This window comes from Roseibium sp. (genome assembly GCF_025698965.1).
In the GTDB taxonomy this organism is placed as follows: Bacteria; Pseudomonadota; Alphaproteobacteria; order Rhizobiales; family Stappiaceae; genus Roseibium.
Window position 1 is genome coordinate 1 of the sequence record NZ_JAILWL010000544.1, and the last position, 4103, is coordinate 4103.

The following is a 4103-nucleotide window of genomic DNA, read 5'->3' on the forward strand; positions in this document are numbered from 1 at the left end:
AGGGTTCAGCGCTACGACGTCGACGACCCTTATCTCGTTGTCGCTGCCGACAAGGGAACGGCAACCTTTTCCGATACCGCCAACGGTCTCTCCGAAGGCAGGGGCTTCTGGCTCGGTGACGCATTCGCTTCCGGTGGGTCCGCGGGGTATGACCACAAGAAGATGGGCATTACCGCCCGCGGCGCTTGGGAAGCCGTCAAGCGCCACTTCCGCGAGATGAACCGGGACATTCAGACCGAACCTTTCACGGCCGCTGGTGTCGGCGACATGTCGGGCGATGTTTTCGGCAACGGCATGTTGCTTTCAAAGGCGACAAAACTCGTTGCAGCTTTCGATCACCGCGACATTTTCATCGATCCGAATCCGGAAACCGAAAACGCATGGGTGGAACGCAAGAGGCTCTTCGATCTCGGGCGTTCGTCCTGGAAAGACTACAACACCGACCTGATCTCCAAAGGTGGTGGTGTCTTCTCACGCCAGCTCAAGTCCATACCGCTGTCTGAAGAGATACAGGACTGCCTGGGGATCTCAAAATCCCATGCAACACCACAGGAAGTCATGATGGCTATCCTGAAAATGGAAATTGATCTGCTCTGGTTCGGCGGGATCGGTACCTATATCCGCGCGACCACGGAAACGGATGCCGATGCCGGCGATCGTGCCAATGATCCGATCCGGATTACCGCACCGGAAATCGGTGCCAAGGTGATCGGTGAAGGCGCTAATCTGGGTTTGACGCAGCTTGCCCGCATCGAATTCAACAAGAACGGTGGCCGGTGTAATTCCGATGCGATCGACAATTCCGCCGGGGTGAACTCCTCGGATATGGAAGTCAATATCAAGATTGCCCTCGGAGCTGCGGTGAATGCCGGCAAACTGACGCTTGAACAACGCAATGAGCTGCTCGCCGCCATGACGGATGAAGTCGCCGACCTTGTTCTGAGAAACAACTACCTTCAGACACTGGCCATCTCCATGATGCACCTGCGCGGTATGGAGGATTTTGGGTTCCAGGTTCGCATGATGCGCAGTCTGGAACATGCCGGGTTGCTGGACAGGGTGGTTGAGGAATTGCCCGACGATGCGACCTTGAACGAAATGCGCAAGACCGGTCAGTTACTGACCCGAGCCGAACTCGGCGTGCTTCTGGCCTATTCCAAAATCACGCTTTACGATTCCCTTCTGGAAAGCTCGGTTCCCGATGACGACTATCTTGCACGGGAACTTGTCCGCTATTTCCCCGCGCAGATGACGGCAACTTATCTGGACGAAATCAACGGCCATCGCCTGCGTCGCGAAATCATTGCGACCATGCTGGCGAATTCAATGATCAACCGGGGCGGGGCAACCTTCCTGACCCGGCTGATGGATCAGACCGGGGCAACACCGACGGAGATCGCACAGAGTTTCGTCGCTGTCCGCAACAGCTACGATCTCACCGATCTCAACAGCGAGATCGATGCGCTCGACAACAAGATTGACGGCGATTTGCAGCTGGAACTTTATGCCGAAGTTCAGACACTGCTTCTGGAGCGGGTGATCTGGTTCAAGCGCAATGTCTCGTTCGACAAGGGCTTGTCGGCGGTGGTGGAACGGTTCCATACAGGCATCTGCGATCTTCGCGGCCGTCTCGACACGGTTCTGCCTGAAGAACCGAAGGCCTTCATGAACGAGAAGATGGCGGACTTTGTCTCAAAAGGCGTGCCGGAGCCTTTGGCGAAAAGGATTGCATGGCTGCTGGCGGAACGGGCCATTCCGGATATCGTCATTGTATCGGAACTTACCGAGTCCGACCTGGATACGGCCGCAACCGCTTTCTATCAGGTTGCTCACCACTTCCAGATCGGCGCCATGCACCAGCTCGCCGACGAACTGCAAGTGCAGGACTACTATGACGGCCTTGCGCTCGACCGGGCCAGAGCAACGCTGGTTGCAGCTCATCGGGCGTTGGCAATCGCGGCGGTCAGAGAAGGCAGTTTTGCAGCATGGCTCGAAACTCATGAGGCAGAAGTCGCTCGCCGGCACAGGGCGGTCACCGAGATCCTTGACGGTGGTATCAGCGTTTCGAAGTTTTCGGTCGCCGCAGGTCTGCTTGCGGAAATTTGCGAGACGGACTGACATAGAAACCATGCTATGACAATTTTGAGCCGGCAGTTCGCTGCCGGCTTTTTTCGTTTCCGGGCCCGGACAGACCAGAGTTCGATAATGACCACCGTTTCAGACACATCCATTGCAAAAACAGACCGTCGAGCCGTACTTTCCTGGGCCCTTTTTGACTGGGCTGCCCAACCGTTCTTCACGCTGATCACAACATTTATTTTCGCCCCCTATTTCGCCTCCACGTTGGCGCCCACTCCCGAAGAAGGACAATCGCTCTGGGGCTTTGCGACTGCCAGCGCCGGCCTCGGCATCGCCTTGATGGCTCCTGTTCTGGGCTCGATCGCCGATGCAACCGGTCGCCGCAAGCGCTGGATTTTTGTCTTCTCCATTCCCTTTCTGATCTGTTGCTGGGCCTTTTGGTTTACCGCGCCGGGAGCGTCCCACAGCATCGCTGTTGCCATGGTCGCGTTTGCCATCGGCACGCTGTCCATCGAGATTGCCACGGTCTTCAACAACGCCATGATGCCAAATCTCGTTCCAGCGGCCCGGATCGGCCGATTGTCGAGTTTCGGTTGGGCGATGGGATATGTCAGCGGTCTGGTGACACTGGTGATCGCCCTGGGCTTTTTCTCCGCAAGTCCGGAGACGGGCAAAACACTTCTTGGTTTCGAACCGGTTCTCGGCCTCGACCCCAAAACGGGGGAGGGGGACCGCGCTGTCGGTCCTTTCTCGGTCATCTGGTACCTGGTTTTTGTACTCCCGATGTTCCTGTTTGTGCCGGATGCACCGCAAAAAGACAAAATCGGACCCGCCATCCGAGAAGGCTTGAAAGACCTTGCTGAGAACCTCTCGCAAGCCTGGAAGAACGGGAACACATTTCTGTTCTTGATCGCGAACATGATTTTCAAGGATGGTCTTGTCGCCCTGTTCGCCTTTGGCGGTATTTATTCGGCAGGGCAGCTCGGCTGGAGTTCGATCGAGATCGGCACCTTCGGCATCATCCTGACGATCACCGGTACGCTCGGACTTGCCTTGGGAGGGCCCATGGACGACCGGTTTGGTGCAAAGCCGGTCCTGATCTTCTGCCTGATCGTGTTGATGATCTGTGGTCTCGGCATGATTTCGGTCGACAAGACCACGGTCTTTTTCGTGATCAAGACCGAGGCGGCTCCCGCCGGTGCGTTGTTTGCGTCACTTCCCGAACAGGTCTTTATTGGTCTAGGCGCGGTTATTGGCGCTGTCTCCGGTCCGCTGCAAGCATCCTGTCGAAGCCTGTTGATCCGTCTCGTACCGCATGAACACATGACGCAGTATTTCGGATTGCTGGCCCTCTCTGGCAAGGTGACGAGCTTCATGGCCCCGCTTGCGGTCGGGGTCGTCACGGCGGTAACCAACAGTCAGCCTGCGGGCATGTCGGTCATTTTGTTGTTCTTTGCCGTCGGACTGGCCTTGCTGATCTTGGTCAAAGAAAAACGCGCCGAATAAATCCGGCGCGTTCTCTATTTTTTTTTCCGATATGTGGTTCGATCAGGCGATCTGGCGGACATTGTCCAGGAAGCCGTCGACTTCCTGTTTCAAGCGATCGGCTTCGCTCTGCAGGACATGCGCGGATGCACTCACCTGGCGCGCGGCGCTGCCGGTTTCGTCCGCAGAAGCTGCCACCTTCACGATGTTCTGGGCAACTTCCTGGGTTCCGTTTGAGGCTTCCTGAATGTTGCGGGCAATTTCATCGGTCGCAAGACCCTGCTGCTCCACTGAGGCCTGAATGCTCGAAGAAATCTCGTTCATTTTCTCGATCGTCTCGGATATTCCCTTGATTGCTTCGACCGAGCCTGCTGTTTCGGTCTGAACCGACTGAATCTGCAAGGAGATTTCTTCCGTCGCCTTGGCTGTCTGGTTTGCCAGCTCCTTGACCTCGGCGGCAACGACTGCAAAACCCTTGCCCGCTTCCCCCGCACGCGCGGCTTCAATCGTCGCATTCAGGGCTAGAAGGTTGGTCTGTT

3 protein-coding genes are annotated in these 4103 nt (G+C 56.6%); 2 read left to right on the forward strand and 1 reads right to left on the reverse strand.

What is annotated here, in order from left to right:
• Together K5905_RS29030 and K5905_RS29035 are read left to right on the forward strand one after the other, a co-directional pair.
• On the forward strand, positions 1 to 2118 hold a 2118-nt coding region (locus K5905_RS29030), incomplete at its 5' end, for an NAD-glutamate dehydrogenase domain-containing protein (protein WP_297590971.1).
• A gap of 87 nt (positions 2119 to 2205) precedes the next feature.
• Positions 2206 to 3585 carry an MFS transporter gene (locus tag K5905_RS29035; RefSeq protein ID WP_297590974.1) on the forward strand — a complete coding sequence of 460 codons (1380 nt, stop codon included), beginning with the start codon at positions 2206 to 2208 and terminating at the stop codon, positions 3583 to 3585.
• A gap of 42 nt (positions 3586 to 3627) precedes the next feature.
• On the opposite strand, the gene K5905_RS29040 is transcribed toward K5905_RS29035, so the two are convergent.
• The coding region (locus K5905_RS29040; protein ID WP_297590976.1) for a methyl-accepting chemotaxis protein at positions 3628 to 4103 on the reverse strand (476 nt) is incomplete at its 5' end.

Excerpts from the sequence above, each read along its gene's own strand:
- K5905_RS29035 (WP_297590974.1), top strand. The coding sequence starts at position 2,206 with ATGACCACCGTTTCAGACACATCCATTGCAAAAACAGACCGTCGAGCC.